The 15,129-nt window shown below is 51.4% G+C and carries 15 protein-coding genes; 8 read left to right on the top strand and 7 right to left on the bottom strand.

Going from position 1 to position 15,129, the window contains the following annotated elements; genetic code table 11:
- Positions 1 to 48 precede the first annotated feature (48 nt).
- The 8 genes from flgM (at position 49) to OGV77_RS24465 (ending at position 9,163) form a co-directional block, all read left to right on the top strand.
- Positions 49 to 336 (top strand): flagellar biosynthesis anti-sigma factor FlgM, encoded by a 288-nt coding sequence (flgM, locus tag OGV77_RS24430; RefSeq protein ID WP_043017845.1) that lies wholly within the window; start codon positions 49 to 51, stop codon positions 334 to 336.
- A gap of 12 nt (positions 337 to 348) precedes the next feature.
- Positions 349 to 777: a flagellar protein FlgN gene (gene flgN / locus OGV77_RS24435; RefSeq protein WP_043015263.1), complete on the top strand. Its 429-nt coding sequence runs from the start codon at positions 349 to 351 to the stop codon at positions 775 to 777.
- Between the two features lie 134 nt (positions 778 to 911).
- A complete protein-coding gene (locus OGV77_RS24440) occupies positions 912 to 1,856 on the top strand; it encodes a hypothetical protein (RefSeq protein ID WP_047406004.1) in 945 nt (314 codons plus the stop codon).
- A gap of 56 nt (positions 1,857 to 1,912) precedes the next feature.
- Positions 1,913 to 4,474 (top strand): glycosyltransferase, encoded by a 2,562-nt coding sequence (locus tag OGV77_RS24445; RefSeq protein ID WP_087051691.1) that lies wholly within the window; start codon positions 1,913 to 1,915, stop codon positions 4,472 to 4,474.
- A gap of 31 nt (positions 4,475 to 4,505) precedes the next feature.
- The gene (locus tag OGV77_RS24450; protein ID WP_043015260.1) at positions 4,506 to 5,582 is read left to right on the top strand and encodes a glycosyltransferase family 2 protein; all 1,077 of its coding nucleotides are present in this window, start codon (positions 4,506 to 4,508) and stop codon (positions 5,580 to 5,582) included.
- Entirely contained in the window at positions 5,579 to 6,694 is a 1,116-nt protein-coding gene (locus OGV77_RS24455) for a DegT/DnrJ/EryC1/StrS family aminotransferase (RefSeq protein ID WP_043015259.1), read from the top strand. The genes OGV77_RS24450 and OGV77_RS24455 overlap by 4 nt, the downstream gene beginning before the upstream one ends.
- On the top strand, positions 6,691 to 7,959 hold the full coding sequence (locus OGV77_RS24460) for an ATP-grasp domain-containing protein (RefSeq protein ID WP_043015258.1): 1,269 nt from the start codon (positions 6,691 to 6,693) through the stop codon (positions 7,957 to 7,959). The genes OGV77_RS24455 and OGV77_RS24460 overlap by 4 nt, the downstream gene beginning before the upstream one ends.
- Before the next feature lies 1 nt (position 7,960).
- Positions 7,961 to 9,163: a sulfatase-like hydrolase/transferase gene (locus tag OGV77_RS24465; RefSeq protein WP_087051692.1), complete on the top strand. Its 1,203-nt coding sequence runs from the start codon at positions 7,961 to 7,963 to the stop codon at positions 9,161 to 9,163.
- 17 nt (positions 9,164 to 9,180) lie between these two features.
- Here the strand turns inward: OGV77_RS24465 and OGV77_RS24470 are convergent, their stop codons facing one another.
- The 7 genes from OGV77_RS24470 to fliE are packed head-to-tail and all read right to left on the bottom strand — an operon-like array spanning position 9,181 to position 15,106.
- On the bottom strand, positions 9,181 to 9,576 hold the full coding sequence (locus OGV77_RS24470) for an FAD synthase family protein (protein WP_043015256.1): 396 nt from the start codon (positions 9,574 to 9,576) through the stop codon (positions 9,181 to 9,183).
- Positions 9,573 to 10,016, bottom strand: coding sequence for a flagellar export protein FliJ (gene fliJ, locus OGV77_RS24475; protein ID WP_043015255.1), 444 nt, complete (start codon positions 10,014 to 10,016; stop codon positions 9,573 to 9,575). The genes OGV77_RS24470 and fliJ overlap by 4 nt, the downstream gene beginning before the upstream one ends.
- A gap of 2 nt (positions 10,017 to 10,018) precedes the next feature.
- Positions 10,019 to 11,359: a flagellar protein export ATPase FliI gene (fliI, locus tag OGV77_RS24480; protein WP_043015254.1), complete on the bottom strand. Its 1,341-nt coding sequence runs from the start codon at positions 11,357 to 11,359 to the stop codon at positions 10,019 to 10,021.
- A complete protein-coding gene (gene fliH / locus OGV77_RS24485) occupies positions 11,352 to 12,062 on the bottom strand; it encodes a flagellar assembly protein FliH (RefSeq protein WP_043015253.1) in 711 nt (236 codons plus the stop codon). Before fliH ends, fliI begins: the two co-directional genes overlap by 8 nt.
- Positions 12,063 to 12,065: 3 nt before the next feature.
- Positions 12,066 to 13,082, bottom strand: a complete 1,017-nt coding sequence (locus OGV77_RS24490; RefSeq protein ID WP_043015252.1) for a flagellar motor switch protein FliG — start codon at positions 13,080 to 13,082, stop codon at positions 12,066 to 12,068.
- Positions 13,060 to 14,739, bottom strand: coding sequence for a flagellar basal-body MS-ring/collar protein FliF (gene fliF, locus OGV77_RS24495; protein WP_080625694.1), 1,680 nt, complete (start codon positions 14,737 to 14,739; stop codon positions 13,060 to 13,062). The genes OGV77_RS24490 and fliF overlap by 23 nt, the downstream gene beginning before the upstream one ends.
- Positions 14,740 to 14,743: 4 nt before the next feature.
- Entirely contained in the window at positions 14,744 to 15,106 is a 363-nt protein-coding gene (gene fliE / locus OGV77_RS24500) for a flagellar hook-basal body complex protein FliE (protein ID WP_047406025.1), read from the bottom strand.
- Positions 15,107 to 15,129 lie beyond the last annotated feature (23 nt).

Here is a 15,129-nt window from a genome sequence, read left to right on the forward strand (position 1 = left end):
TTAGCCAATAACGGATAACCAACCCAACGAAATATGTACGAGGTTGCTATGAAAATTACCCCAACTCTGCCAGGCAATCGCCCTGCATCAACAACCGGGCAAACGCGTTCAGACAAGAGCAGCGCGCAGACCACAACCTCCAGCGCCGCAACGCTTTCTGCCGACGATATTACTCAGGCAGGATTGCAAACGGCGCAGCAAACGCTGAACAGCGATCCGCAAAGCGACGTTGATTACGACAAAGTGGCGCAAATGCAGGCCATGCTGGCCGCAGGCGACATGCAGGTTGATACCCAGCAGTTGGCTGGCGACATGCTCAGCTTTTTCCAGAAATAAGAGGCCAAAATTGTGAGTACCAGGCTACAGCAGGTGAAAACTCTGCTTCAGGGCATCCGGGAAGACGGGACGCGATATGACGCGCTCAGACACCAGTTGGAACAACAACGTCTGTGCATGATCCGTCGCGCCAGTGAAGAGCTGCTGGCGGTCAATGACACAATCCAACAGCATTATGAGCAGTTGCAAAACAGCAGCCAGCAGCGTCGGTCAATCCTGCAATTACTGGGCGTAAGCGTCGATCGTGCAGGGATGGAACAGGTATTTAGCTGGTTGCCGGGCGTACAGAAAAGTGCCGCAGAGGGCTGGTGGCAGAGCCTTGAGCAGAAAGCGAAACGCTGCAAGGTGTACAACGAAAAAAATGGCGATCTGCTGATCCGCCAGTATGAATTTATTCAGGCTTTTTTAGGCACCGAGCCGGATTTTATTTACCAGCGCTAAAACTTCCTTCCCTGACGCGGAAACCTGCTTTCCGCGCCCAATCTAACTAATTGATATAAATACAATAAAAATTCAGGCATGGATATTGCATTTATACAACCAGATTTGAATATTGGGATTGTTGAGAACAGATTATGAGTATGATTGATTGTTATGAACCTGACTTTGTCCGGTTGTTTTTATCCCACCACCCGGATTCCGCATTACTGGCCAACATACGCTGGAAAACGGAAGTACGTCAGAGTCTGGTATTAACCGATCCGGCCTGCTGCCAGGCGGCATTAGGCAATCCCAACGCCTTTGTGCTGCATACCTCGCAATGTGCAGCCGATGCGAATAGCCCGGCGTTATCCCCACGCGATCAGGTACTTAATCAATCTGCTCTGCATACCATCACGCTCCCCGGTTTGTCGCCGGAGCTGCGCCTGTATGCGCTGGGCATCATGCTCTCTTTTTCCGAGAAATGCCCGGGCGACAGCGATTCTACGCTTGAGAAGCTGGCCTCGCTGCCGCAGGTTCTGGCTGATCATGCGCAAAGTGGAAAACTGCAGGAGCAGTTCGCGCAACTGCCCAGCCTGCCCCAGCTGCAGCGGGAACTGATCACCCAAATGGGCAACTGCGAGTTCAATTGGGATCTGTTGCCGGAAAGTACGCGCAAGCTGACCTTACCTCTGCAGGTCAGCCTGCTGATGCTCCAGGATGCAAACAGTGAGGCTATGCTTCAGCAGCAGTTGCAGGCTCAGTGGTTAAATACCTTTGAGCGCTACTTTGCCCAGGACGCATGGATATTCAGTAACTATCTGATTTATCGTCTGTATCATGACACATTCCCACAGCACGAGAGTGAAAGCGTGCTGCAGCGCTTCTTCTGGCTGGTGGCTGACGTCTTTATGCTGCGCACACTGTTTTGCCTGTGGACGATGGATGATTCTCCGCTGAATCATGACGAAATCTACGCTCTTTTCGCGCTGTTTGAAGCATGGCGCAACAGCGAGAATGCCCGCTCGCTGCGCCAGCATATTCTGGACATGTTGCCGGGCGATCCTCTGCTCTCGGCGTTCTCCCTGATAACACGTTAGTGCCTGTTGGCCGGGTGAATGCCCGGTCCTTTTTCGAATCGCGAATACACATCACCATGTCTGAATCCTCCAAAGCACGTTCCGCCCTGACCGGCATCGTTAAAACGCTCGACACTGGCCGCGAAAAACCGTTTGTCAGCGTCATTACACCCACGTGGAACCGCGCCGCTTTTTTACCCTATTTGCTGTATATGTTCCGTTATCAGGACTACCCTGCCGACCGCCGGGAGCTGGTTATCCTGGATGATTCCCCGCAAAGCCATCAGTCGATCATTGACAGATTGACGCAGAATCACCCGGAGAAATTTAATATTCGTTATATCTACCATGCGGAAAAACTGACACTGGGCAAAAAGCGCAATATGCTCAATGCGCTGGCGTTAGGTGAATATATTCTCTGTATGGACGACGATGATTATTATCCGGCGGATAAGATCTCTTACACCATCGATATGATGCAGCGCCACCGGGCGTTGATTTCGGGTTCCGATCAGATCCCCATCTGGTACAGCCATATCAACCGCCTGTTTAAAAGCCGCAGCTTTGGCCCGCAGAACATTCTCAACGGTACCTTTTGCTACCACCGCAATTATTTAAAAAAGCACCGTTACGATGATGACTGCAACTTAGGCGAAGAAGAAGGATTCACCAACCAATTCACCGCCAACCCGCTGCAATTGCCGGGCGAGCGCACCATTATTTGTATCTCGCACAGCCAAAATACGTTCGATAAAGACTTTGTGCTGGGAAGCAGCGAGCCGCTCAACACCTCGCTGGCCCAGGCGATTACCGACCCGATGCTAAAAAACTGGTATCAGAGTCTGCATAACGCCACCCATCATCAGCCGATCCAGTGGGATTACATCGATCAGGTGGTGATCGTGAATCTGGACTCTCGTCCGGATCGTTTAGCACACATCCAGCAAGAGCTGGCGTTTCTCAATTTCCCTACGCAAAAGGTTACCCGCCTTGCGGCGTCAGTTGCCACTAACGGCCAGACGGGTCGCCGCCAGTCTCATATGCAGGCGCTGCAGCTGGCACAGCGTAACGACTGGAAAAACTACCTGCTACTTGAAGACGATAGCGTGATCCTGAAGCAGGAAAAGCATATCCGGGTACTCAATTCGCTTCTGAACGCGCTGCCTGGCTTTCCGTGGGAGGTGGTTATCCTCGGCGGGGAAATTAAACAAGGCCGCGAACTCAAAAGCCTCAATGGCATGATTCATGCCCGCGACTGCAATAAGGTTTGCGCCTATCTGGTCAACAGCAGCTATTACCCGGCGCTGGCTCAGCAGATGGAACATGACCTCTCCGATACGCTCGAAGGGCAATGGCAGCCGCTGCTACGTGAAGGAAAATGGCTCTCTTGTTATCCAAGCATCTGCTATCAGCGTGCGGGATACAGCGATATCGAGAAAAAAGAAACCGATAACATCGGGTACTACTTCAACAAAATCAATAAGAAACCCGAGACCGTCAATACGTTGGTAAGCCACTCGCCTGCTACGACATCCACGCCGATAGATGCCATTGGCTTCTATATGGAAACCTCGCTGCATTACGCGGTCTATCGCCCCATCATTACCGAACTGCAGGCGATGGGCCATACCTGCTCGCTGCTGGTCAGTGACAAAATATCCAAATCGTTTCTGGATGAGATGACCGCGACGATTAAAACCATTAACGATCCTGCGCTCGGCGGAACGCGTCTTTCTGCGGTCATTGAACAGCGTCAGCGCTTCCGGTGCCTGGTCAGCCCTTACTACACGCCGTTGCTGAACGGGCTGGCGGATACCCATGTTCGTACCCTGTATGGGCTGGCGAAAGAAGAGTGGAATCATGCCTGGTGGAACGCCTTTTATCACCGCATCTTGTGCTACAGCCACTATAGTCAGCGCGCACTTGATATCGGCGGTAGCGCTAAAGTGGTGGGGAATCCCCGTTTCGATGAATGGCATAACCACACTTACGATACCGCACTGCCCAACAGCCTGAAGCTGAATGCGAAAAAGCAGACCATCCTGTATGCGCCAACCTATGGCGCGCTAAGCTCGCTCCCCCATTGGGCGGAACAGCTCAGCCGGTTAAGCCATGAATACAATGTCGTCACCAAACTGCATCATGGCACCCGGCACAGGCCGGAGGAAGCAGCCTCTCTGGCACTGGCGCAGCGCTATTTAAAGAACAGACTGGACGATCAGCAGCATCTGCTGGCGCTTATTGCGCAGGCGGATTACGTCCTGACGGACAGCAGCGGCTTTATTTTTGACGCCATTCATATGAATAAACGCGTCATTTTACTGAGCTGGCCTGAGATGGCCTCGTTGCTGGATGGCCAACAAAGTTTCTCAACCCCCGACAGCGCGGATCAGCGTATCCGCGACGTTCTCCCGGTGGCACAGGATATACAGAGCTTACGCCACGCACTCTCTTGCGAGTTTGACTGGGCTGCGCTGGAAGCGCCATTGGCTGAGATTCGCCACCACTATTGCGATGCATTTATGGATGGTCAGGCGGGGAAACGGGCGGCGCAGGAGATCGTAAAGCTCATCGATGCCTCGCCGCAGCAGCAAAGCAATACGCTGCTGTTTAGTTTGCAACAAAAGCTATTTAGTTGATAACACAATAATTTTCCCCTGAGATTACGCTATGCCAACGCCTTTAGTGAGTATTATCGTTACCAGTTATAATCACGATGCTTTTCTTGAAGAGGCGCTGGATAGCGTCTTTAACCAGACGTGGAAAAATACCGAGGTTATTATCGTCGATGATGCCTCAACCGATCGATCCGTTGAGATCATTAAAAAATACCAGCAGAAATATAATTGCAAAACGATACTGCGGGAGACCAACTATTACTCGCAGAAGGATAAAACCGGCGACAAACCGATCATTGAAGCCATGAACATGGCCACGGGCAAATATATTGCCGTGGTCGACTCAGATGATCTCATTGTTCCCACTAAAATCTCTCACCAGGTTAATGTGTTAGAGAAAAACCCGCACTGTGTAATGTGCTATAGCGCCATTCAGGTCATCATGCCTGACGGCTCGCGTTTTCCTTACAGCGATCTCTTTCTTAATGGTGACGTTTTTCATCATCTGCTGGTTTCCGGAAATCTTAGCCTTTATATCGGATCGTTAATCCGCCGCGAGGCGTATCTGAAGATAGAGCGTTCCGATCCAGAACTGGTCCAGGAAGACTGGGATATGTTTCTGAAACTTTCCCGCCAGGGTCACTTTATTTCAACGCAGCGTTTAGTGGCCTACTACCGTCGACATGACAATAACACCTGGTACAGAAAAGATAACAGCAAATTAATGTACCGAAACAGGATGATGATCCTGAATCAATGGAAACATGAAGACGCCTGGGTAGAAGCGATGAACAGTCGCTGGAAACAGTATGCCCACCCCGATCATACGCTGGTCAAGGAAGATATTGATGAACTGTTAGTTAAACATCCAACTGACCCCTTGCTCCATTTTCAGGGCTTTATCGCGGCGATCCACACTAAAGATGTTAATAAAGCACAATATCATATCGTGCAAGCCATCATCTATTGTGACATTCGTCTGGAGATATTACCGCAATTATATTGCGCGGCATTAAAGAGCATTACTGACAATAAGATAAGAAGCACGATCCTCTCCAGCTTAAAAAGCAGACTGCCTGGGCAATACCAACAAATCAGCGCAAAATTCTCTCAGGATCTTCAGCAATGAAACAAGCAGAACCAAACCTTATCACCGTCACTAAACCCTTCCTGCCTCCGCTGGAAGAGTTTATGCCTTATCTGCAAGAGATCTGGTCAAGTAAGCAATTAACAAATAACGGCGCCATGCATCAGCTGCTAGAGGAAAGTCTGGCATCTTATTTGAACGTTCCCTATATCTCGCTGTTTTGTAATGCCACCATCGCTTTAATCGCCGCGATGCAAACGCTGCGAATTAAGGGCGAGGTCATTACTACGCCCTATTCTTTTGTCGCCACTACGCACAGTATTCTCTGGAACCAGTTAACGCCGGTATTTGTTGATATTGATCCGCACAGCTTTAACATCAACCCACACCTGATTGAATCTGCGATTACCGGCAAAACGGGATTGATCATGCCGGTACATGTCTACGGGCAAACCTGCGACACCGCTGAAATTGAGAGAATATCCAATAATTACGGTATTCCTGTTATTTACGATGCGGCGCATGCCTTTGCTGTAGAAGATTGTGGCGGAAGCATTCTACGCCATGGCGATCTTTCCGTACTGAGCTTCCATGCCACCAAAGTGTTCAACACCTTTGAAGGCGGCGCTATCGTTAGCTACGATAAAAAAACCAAACAACGAATCGATTATCTGAAGAACTTTGGTATTGCTGACGAGTTAACCGTTGTGGCGCCTGGCATCAATGGAAAAATGAATGAGGTCCAGTCCGCTTTTGGTCTCTTGCAATTACAGTATGTGGATGAGGCGATAGCAAAACGCCAACAAATCGATAAATGTTACCGTGAGCAGTTAGCCAATACGCAAGGCATTTTCATTCCGGCAGGCAACGCGAATCACAAGAGTAACTACAGTTACTTCCCGATCCTCGTGCGTCCTGATTATAAAATGTCGCGAGATGGGTTATACGATCATCTCAAAAGCCATAACATCCTAACGCGGCGATATTTCTACCCCCTGCTGTCTAATCTCAATATGTACAAAAACATGTCTGGCGCCAATAAAGAGACGCTGCCTGTGGCAAACCAAATCGCCGAACAGGTGCTGTGCCTGCCGATTTATCCAGATATGACATCCGCTGAACTCAGCACCATTATCGAGCTGATAACCGCATGATCAATGTCCTTATATTCCCGGCGGGAACTGAGATTGGGCGTGAGATTTACCTGTCTCTTCGCAACGAAAAAAACATTAATCTGGTTCTTGCTGGTGCCGACTACGATAGCCATGCCCGACATTACGCTTGCGAATATCATGTCGTGCCGGATGTTACGCATCAGGATGGGTTACCTGTCTTACAGGCATTACTTGTACAAGAAAGTATTGATTATATTTTTCCGGCTCATGATGACGCTCTTCTTTTTCTGTCTGAAAACCGGGAGGCGCTTTCCGCTACGGTACTCTGCCCATCACAGGAAACATGCCGCATCACGCGGTTTAAAAGTAAAACCTACCAGGCGCTTAAAGGTGCGGTCCCTCTGCCAGCCGTATTCAATGATCCCAGCGCGATCGCGCAGTGGCCCGTATTTGTCAAACCCGACCGCGGGCAAGGTGCGCAGGGAGCTTTGCGTATTGATTCCCCAGACAGGCTGGCATCGATCCTCGCACAGAGAAATGATCTGATCATATGTGAATACTTAAACGGTGAAGAGTTCACCGTGGACTGTTTTTCCGATCGCGCGCAGGGGTTATTGTTTTGCCAACCACGCGTACGCTCGCGGATACGAGCCGGTATTGCGATGACTTCCGCGTTAGTCAGCCTGCCAGAAGTTGAAACTTACGCACGTGCGATATCACAGCGATTACAGTTATACGGCGCATGGTTTTTTCAGTTGAAGCGTTCTGCCTCGGGTACGTTGACATTACTGGAAGTTGCTCCACGTATTGCTGGAACAATGGCGCTCAACCGCGCCAATGGCATCAATTTCGCCATGCTGACATTGTACGAAAGTATGCGCGTTAACGTCTCGCTGCGCCCGCTCGCTGAAAACCTGCAAATTACCCGCAGCTTAGCCAATCACTATACGCATGATTTTACCTACCAGCATGTGTACATCGACTACGATGATACGGTAGTGCTAAAAGATAAACTCTGCGTGCCTGTCTTCACATTTCTCTGCCAGTGTCTGAATCGCGGAATAAAAATTCATCTTCTCACGCGTCATGCTGGTGATATTTACGCTGAACTGGAGCAACGGCGGATTAACGCTTTATTTGACACCGTCACCCACTTGGGTAAACACGATAAAAAAAGTGATTATATTCACGAACCCGACGCCATATTTATCGATGACAGTTTTCGTGAAAGGCAGGAAGTTTCCTCTGTCACCGCCATCCCTGTCTTCGACATCAGCATGCTCGAACTATTAATATGTGAATAACATGAAAAAAAACATTATATTTTTGCATCTTGAAAGTCTTAACCACACGATTTTTAATAATCGGCAGTGGTTTCCTTTTACTAATAAAATCTATAATCAGTCGCTGCGATTCAATAATTTTATCTCAAGTGCAACCTCCTCACTGATGGCGTTAAGCGACCTCTTACATGGGGATGACAATACGTTAGAGCATAATACTCATCTTGAGGAAAACATCTCCATCCATCGCCACTGCCCGGCACTATTCGATGTTTTAAAGCAGCACGGATACACCACTGCGGGCATGGGATACCCAAAAAACTGGGCAAATGTCGATGCTATCTGGAGTGCAACGGATACCTTTAACTGGTATGACACGTCGAAAATAATGCTGGCAGAAATGCAGCAGGTCGTTTCCTGGCCGGAACCCTTTGCGCTCTACTTATGGAATCTCAGTAGCCATCTTTGTTATTACGACGACATTAAAAAAGGTGGCGCTAACAGCCTCGAACGCTGGCAACGTGGTTACCAAAGCATGGATTTTATGGTCGGACAGACCATTAAAATGCTGCTGGAAGCCCAAAAACTCGATAATACAATTATCGTCGCCTTTGGCGATCATGGTGATGACTTTTGGGGACATGGCTTTAATGGCGGCTATACCCATGGTATTGAACCGTATACATCATTAGTACACACCCCGGCGTTTATTTTTTGCCCTGGAATGAAATCGGCTGATTTAAATCATATGGTTAGCATGGTCGATATCTATAATACGGTACTAACCCTCCTTGATATCGCTGAGGCGAAAAAGAGTGAAAGCCACGCTTTCGCCTTAACGCCACAACGCCGTTTTTGTTATAGCCGTAATTTATTTGCCCAGCAGAAAAGTCAACACGGCGGGAGTCCGCTCAGGAAAGGCTATGCCATCACTTCCGAGCACTTTCATTTAATGAAAGTTGATGATCATCTGAAGATGTTTTTATGGAAGGCTGACCCGGCAAATCATTTTGATATCATACCGTTAGTCAAATATAAAAATTCAGGGGAAGCATACCTTGATCTCGAGAAAGCGCACAGACAACGCACTGGCGGGATCCATCCGCATATGCAACATTTTTTCTCAGTCGAAATGGTACCGCTTATTGCGCAACATATACATGACATGAAAACACAGCTGGATGTCTGGATTAAAAATAAAAGTGAGGCGCTCCCGGCAAAATAACCGAATCCACTGACACCTCACTTGTATCCTTTCACCACCTCAATAATCGAGGTGGTGGAGATTGATGGCGTTCTGGGAAAATAGACCACTTCGCACAGGTACGACAAACTATCAAAGCGTCCTGCCCAGTCATCGCCCATCACCAGCGTATCGGCATTAAACTGGCGAATATAGTCCGCTTTTTTCTCCAGCGACTCTTCGAGGAACACGCTGTCCACGCATTTAAGTCCGGCCACAATCCCCATACGATCGCTTTGGCTGTAAACCGGCATCCGGCCTTTTTTCTGCATATTTAGCGCATCTGAAGAGATACCGACGATCAGTCGTCCCCCCAACTGCCCGGCGCGTTGCAGAATACGCAGATGCCCGATATGAAAAACATCAAACGTGCCGAAAGTAATGATCGTTTTCATACCAGCCCCAGCGTCTTCTGTCTAAGCCAGCATTGTGCAGCAATCTCATCAACGGCTTTTTGCTCTTTTATCAGCGCCTCATTGCTCAACTCGTAACGCTTATCATCGAGCGTCATGGCGACGATTTTCTCTTCGCAGGCCGCGGCAACCAGATTTTTTTGAATACGCTGCTCTTTGATTTTAGCCAGCGTTTTCTCCTGCTCTTGCCAGGCAATAACCGTGCGCAGCGTGCCCTTGTATCCGGTGACGTTTTTGAGCGATTCAACGGAAGGCGCCTCAACGCCAGTGCCGGTTTTTTGGATCAAGTAGCCCAGCGCTTTAATGTTATTGTCAAAACCAGTGCAAACCTGCTGCTGTTTAGCCAGTTGTACCGTCATGTCTTTGACCGATTTATCCCGCAGGCGCTGTAACTGCGCCAGGGTATCGATAATTTGCCGCATGATTATTTACCTTCCGTTTTCTTCGCCAGCGGAAACAGGGCCTGTAAGCGGCTTTGCACCAGCTCCAGAGAGGCCGGTTCACTGACTTCCTGGCGCAGAAAACGCTCGATGGCGGGGAACACTTTGACAGCCTTATCCACGCTGGGGTCGGCCCCTGCAACATATCCGCCCAGCGGGATCAGCGGCTTAATTTCCATATAGGCGGCATAGTTTTGTTTCAGCAGACGAGCCGACTGTTGGTGAGCGTGGGGCGTAACCTGGGTCATACATCGACTGATCGACTGCCCAATATCAATGGCTGGATAGTGTCCGGCCTCCGCCAGTTTACGCGTCAGCACGATATGCCCGTCCAGCACCGCACGCGCGCAGTCGACGATCGGATCCTGCTGATCGTCCCCTTCAGCCAGCACCGTGTAAATGGCGGTCATCGACCCTTCGCTTTCACTGTTGCCGGCGCTTTCCACAAGCTTTGGGATCATGCCGAACGCTGAAGGTGGGTAGCCTTTCGTCGCCGGAGGTTCCCCCAGTGACAGCGCAATTTCACGCTGCGCCATGGCATAACGGGTTAACGAATCCACCAGCAGTAAAACGTGATGTCCGCGATCGCGAAACCAGGCGGCGATAGAATGGCAAAGCTCGGTGGCTTTCAAGCGCATTAACGGCGACTCATCCGCCGGCGCCGCCACAATAATAGATTTTGCCAACCCTTCCGCGCCCAGCGAGTGATCGATAAACTCCTTCACCTCGCGACCACGCTCGCCAATCAACCCCACCACCACGATGTCGGCCTTGGTCTGACGGGTGATCATCCCCAGCAGCACGCTTTTACCCACACCGCTGCCGGCCATTAATCCCACGCGCTGGCCTTTACCGATAGTGAGCAGACCGTTGATTGCTTTTACGCCAACATCCAGCGGTTGATTCACCGACCGGCGCGTGAGGGGGTTAATGGAAGGTGCCTGGGGCGGCAGCACGTCATTGCCCGTGAGACGCCCTTTGGCATCCAGCGGTTCGCCCAGACCATTAACCACCCGCCCCAGCCAGCTTTCGCTTATCAGGATCTCCTGCGCTTTTTCTTCGGGGAAAACGCGTGCGCCCGCCATCAGCCCGACGGGGTGCTTGAAGGGCATCAGGTAGGTGATATCGCGGTTAAACCCCACCGCCTGCGCGTCGATCAACGTATGGTTGGCGCTTTCGACGCGGCACAGCTGGCCAGTCACCAGCGGACAGCCCACGCTCTCCAGCAAAATGCCGTTCACGCGCACCAGTCGCCCGGCAACCCGGGCTAAAGGGATCGACTCAATGGAGCGCAGCGCGTTGTCAAAGCAGGATAGGTCACTCACCCGTCGGCTCCGGCAGCAGCGACTCTTTGAGCGCCGACATGCATTGGTCGAGACGATGCTCGCAGCCAATATCCAGCTCGGATTTATCGGTAATCACCCGACACTCGCCCGCCTGTAGATCGGGAGATGGGGTCAACCCCCATTCAGCGACCTTCTCCGGCGCAGCATCTTTGATACGGTTAAATTCTTCATTACTCAGCAGAACCTGTAACGACTCAGGCATCGCCGGAAAGGCCGAAATCGCCTCTTCAACCAGCGATAGCAACTGCGTCGGTTGCAGCGCCAGCTCGCAACGAATCACCTGACGCGTAACCTTTTCAACCAGTTGCAGCAGGTCTTCCCGCTGTTTACGCTGAATGTGCGCCAGGTAATCGTTCACTTTGCCCGAGATAGCTTCCAGCGGCTGCGCTGCCCGCTCAAACTGTTTACGCCCTTCCTGCTGCCCGGCCAGGCTGCCTTCAGTGTATCCCTGACGACGGCCTTCATCGTGTCCTTTCTGATGGCCTTCCTGAAAGCCCTGCTCCTGGCCTTCGGTCATCCCTTGCTCAAAGCCTTTTTGCAGACCTTCCTGGAAGCCGTCCATCAGTTGGCGCTGATAATCCGCCGGCGTGATCCCCGGCGTGAGCTGTTCAGCCTGCAAATGGCGCTGGCGAGGAGGAAAGCGGTGCAGTCGGTAACGACCACGAATGGTTTCAATCGCCATGCGTTACTCCGCCGTCTGTTCAGCAAACAGCTGAAGCTGAATTTCACCCGCTTCCTCAAGCTCGCGGGCAATCCCCATGATCTCACGGCGGATCTGCTCAATACGACTCACCGGAACCGGACCCAGGCGCGACGTTATCGCCTCCAGCTGTTGTACCTGACGCTTAGGCATCACGGCATAAATCGAGCGGCGCAACAGCGCTTCGGTACCTTTCAACGCGACCGCCCAGTCTTCCATCGGTACTTCGTCGAGCAGGCGACGGCGCACTTCGTCGCTTTGGCGGCTCAGAATGAAGAAGTCGTACATTTCGTCCTGCAACTGTTCGAGGACATCTTCATCGCGTTCGCGCAGCTGATCGAGGATCACCTGTTGGTTCCCCTGGAAGCGGTTCACGATATCTGCGGCCTGCTTGATCCCTTTCACTTTCGAACCATGTTCGGACAGCACCGACAGCCCACGTTCGATCAAGCGATCCAGCTCATCCACCACGTCGCGATTCACATCGTTGAGCTTGGCAACCCGATAGAGGATCTCGTTTTGTACCGACTCACTCATGTAAGACAATACCGTGGCTGAGATCTCCGGCGTCAAGAAGGCAAGGAAGACGGCCTGCAATTGCAAATGCTCTTCTGAAATCAGTATCGCCAGCTGGCGCGGTTCTACCCATTGCAAACGCGCCATCCGTGAGCGGATCTCATCACCGTAAATACCGTTGATCACGCTGCTGGCGATTTCCGTTCCCAGCGCTTTATTGAGGATCCCTTGCAGCATGGACCGCGAGGCGCCGTTAATGCCGCTCTGCTCGCGGAACTCATCAAAAAAGTTATTGATCACTTTTTTCGCCATGCTGGTTTTTACGCCAGACAGACGCGCCATGTTTTCGCTGAGACGAACCACCTCTTCGCGGCTGAGCTTTTGCATCACCGTGGCTGCCGCCTCCTCGCCCAGACACAGCAATAAAATTGCGGCCTGCTCGAGGTAGCTGTTGTTACTGCCGTTATTTATTGTCAATTCGCTCATTGCTGGTAATCCATTGTCTGAGAACTTCAGCTACGCGATCGGTGTCGCTCATCGCCAGTTTTTGCAGGAACTCCAGCTTCACTTCCAGACCGGAGCTCTGCGAAGGCAGGCTGTCGTCACCAGGGAAAGAAGGCAGTTCGATATTTTTGCGTTCATCTTCTGCGGCCGCAAAATGGGGTTTGTCCGCTGGAATTGCGATTGGTACAGCATCCAGCGCCAGTTCAGGCGAAGAGGTCCTGCGGCGCTCGGCGGTCAATCGTTTCATCACCGGGCGCACGACAAACAGCAACAGCAGTAAAGCCAGCAGGCCGCAGCCAATTAAGCGAACCCAGGCCAGAATGCTGTCATCCTTCCATAAAGGCAGTTTCGGCTCGACGGGGATCGACTGCGGCACAAAATTAAGCAGCGATAAGGACAGATTGTCGCCACGCTTAGCATCAATCCCGGCGGCGTTATTCAACAGCGCCGTCAACTGGGTGGTTTGTTCCGGTTTCCAGTTCTTTAATGCAGGCGCGCTCTGATTGAGCACGACGGCCACATTTAAACGTTTGATGTCGAATCCTGGATGCTGGATATGCTCAACGCTACGGTCCCAGGAGTAGTCGCGTTTGTTCTCGCTATGTTTTGACAGCGCGGCTGGCTGGCGAGATTCTTCTGGCGTTGTTCCGGCGGCGCCGTTTCCTACCTGGTTTGCCGCCAACGGAGGACGGTTACTTAGCGAGCCAGGGATCCCCATGGCGATTTGGTTGGTATCGCTATCGAGTACCGTTTCTTCACGATTTACCTTCGGCGTATCGCCGTAATGCTCCTGGGTTTCGTCGATATTGCTCAGATCGAGATCCGGCATCACGCTCACCCGGTAGTTGCCAGTGCCGACCAGCGAGTCGAGGACATTTGCAAGACTGGCACGGGTCTTATCCTGAATATCCTTGAGGATCTGGTCGCGCTTACGCGTCGCCGCAGAAACGGCCTCTCCCGCGCCAATACCGTCGGACAGTAAATTCCCCGCCTGATCGACAACGCTAACCTTCGACGCATTCAGATTGGGCACGCTGCCGGACACCAGATGCACAATGGCATTGACCTGGTCCATATCCAGCTTGCTGCCGTAATGCAGACGCACCACGACCGAGGCGCTGTTTTGCGGCTCATCGCTGACGACAAATGAGCTCTCTTCATTCAGCGCCAGATGCACGCGGGCGCTCTCGACGGCGTCCAGCGTCATAATGCTCTGCGCCAGTTCGCCTTCCAGACTCCGCTTGTAACGGACGTTTTGCACAAACTGACTGGCGCCCAGCACTTCGTCTTTATCCATCAGCTCGTAGCCGCTGGGCAGCATGGCCTGCACGCCTTTCGCCGCCAGCGTCATCCGCGTTTTCGACAGCGCGTCTTCCGGAACCAGAATTTGCCCGCTCTGAGGGTCAATACGGTATTCCAGCTTTTCGCCGTCCAGCACGGTGACAATCTGTGAAACCGGGAGGTTTTCCTGGCTACCGTACAGCGAAACATAGCCATGGTTACCGTTCCACAGCACGCTGACAATTATGGCGGTAGCCGCAAGCGCCGCAGCCGCCACCAGCATCAGGCGTTTATTACCATCCAGTCTGAAAGAGAACGAGGGTAAAAACTGAGTGAGTTTTTTTATTAATTCATTCATAGCGTTAGACTGACATGCTCATCAGGTCATTGAATCCGGAAGCGACTTTATTTCTGACCTGTACCAGCGCAGAAAACGATAACGATGCCTGCTGACTGGCAATCATGGCCCCCGCCAGATCGTCACTTTTTCCCATCTCAATGGCCGTTTGTTTTTGCTCCGCGACCTGCTGGAATTGATCAACATGATTCAACGCGCCCTGCATGACGCGGTCGAACGAAACCGGAGAAGATGCCAGTTGGGTGCCCACGGCGTTAATCTGCATCGGCGAAAGGACGGGCGCCTGCGCGACCGCTTTCATCTGCTGCATATCCTGCATCATTTGCGTCTGCATCGTACTGGCTGGGGCTATCGTATTTATGCTCATGACCTACTCTTAAAATTAAAAAA

Source organism: Citrobacter sp. Ce129 (assembly GCF_030334545.1).
Taxonomy (GTDB): domain Bacteria; phylum Pseudomonadota; class Gammaproteobacteria; order Enterobacterales; family Enterobacteriaceae; genus Citrobacter; species Citrobacter europaeus.